The sequence below is a fragment of the Mycobacterium lehmannii genome (assembly GCF_002245535.1).
In the GTDB taxonomy this organism is placed as follows: Bacteria; Actinomycetota; Actinomycetes; order Mycobacteriales; family Mycobacteriaceae; genus Mycobacterium; species Mycobacterium lehmannii.
In genome coordinates this window covers 1-1,509 of sequence record NZ_NKCN01000066.1, presented here as the reverse complement: position 1 = coordinate 1,509, position 1,509 = coordinate 1, and the positions used below count along the sequence as shown (strand labels likewise).

The 1,509-nt window shown below is 65.0% G+C and carries 1 protein-coding gene; it reads right to left on the bottom strand.

The annotated features are described in order from the left end of the window. Nucleotides 1-289: 289 nt before the first annotated feature. Complete coding sequence (locus CEX87_RS26870) at nucleotides 290-1,381, bottom strand: IS110 family RNA-guided transposase (protein ID WP_064399406.1); 1,092 nt, start codon at nucleotides 1,379-1,381, stop codon at nucleotides 290-292. Nucleotides 1,382-1,509: the final 128 nt, after the last annotated feature.

Sequence of the window (1,509 nt, the reverse complement as noted above, 5' to 3'; positions counted from 1 at the left end):
CTGATATGTAGAGAAGTTTGTCAAGAGGGCAAGGTGAGGCGCCGCCGGGGAGCTACCCCGACGGCGCCTCTTTTGCTTCCTCCGATAGTCAGTGTGGTGAGCGTGTCGTTGGCGACGCGCGGTCAGACTGATATACGCGGATTGGCTACCGCAGGACGGGGTTTCGGCTGGATCGCATCCGCGTGTCTAGTGTCGAGCGTCGACCCGAGGGTCTGCTCATAGGTGTGTCGCGGGTCGATCCACGCGCTGCCACCACCGTGCTTGAGGCAGGAAGCAGATTAGGTGGCGGTCAGTCCTGCATCACCGCCAGCGACCAGCACCAGCCGGCAAGCTCCCGTGCGATCGCCACATTGGCCACCGTCGGCCGCTTTCGCCGTTCCAAGAATCCAACCCACCTGCCGTGCAGGCGTCGGTTACCCTCATCGCCGCGGGCGCGAGCAGCCGGCGAGGCGAGGTCCCACCGCGACCGCATCACCGCCCCCACCCGATACCGGGCCCGGTGATGCCAGGCCGCCTCCACCAACAACCGCCGCACGTGAGTGTTACCGGTCTTGGTGATCGCACCCAGCACCCGCGAGGACCCCGACGAATACTCCGACGGCGTCAACCCGACGAAGGACCCAATCGTGTTGCCGGTAAACCGATCCCAATCGCCGATCTCCACCGCCAACGCGAACCCGGTCAACGTACTCACACCCCGCAGGCACGACACCCGCCGCACGATCGGCGTGAACTCACAGTCCTTTGCGATCTCCTCGATCGCCGCGTCCAGGCGCCTACGCCGGGCCTGCATCGTCAACACATGGTCGTAATCGGCGTCGAACGCCATTCGCGTCGCCGCCGATCTCAACTGGGGCGCCGCCACGGTGCGCAACCACTGGTCATGCGCACCAGTCCACCCCTGGCCTCCGTAATAGACGATGCCGTGTCGCAACAGCAGCTTCGACAGACGATGACGTGCCCGCATCAAGTCGCCACGGCAGTCCTCACGCGCCCGTACCAGATCCCGGGCCGCTTCCTGGGACACGCTGGGGATCGACACCGAGGTCACCTCGTCGAGGCGCAGTAGTCGAGACAGGTGCAGCGCGTCGCGGGCATCGGTCTTGACGCGGTCACCGGAAGGCTTCTGCAGCTTCGACGGCGCAACGACCTCACATCGGATACCCACCTCGTTCAGCGCCCGCTGCAACCCGAAACCCGTCGGACCAGCCTCATAAGCCACCGCCACCGGGCCAGGCAACTCCGATATCCACGACCGAATGTGCTCATGGGACGGGGTCAACCGGGTCTGCACTATCTCACCGGTGACACCGTCAATTGCTGCTGCCGCCACCGAACGTGCGTGCACGTCCAGTCCAACACTCGTACGCTCGATAAACACCGGGGCCTCCCACCACTGTCGGATAGACCGGGCAGGCGACTTCCTACTCGGTAACCCACGAACATGGGTGAGTGGGGCCCCGGCCCGCAACCCCCGACTCAACGCCGACGGTCACCCATACCGTCTAG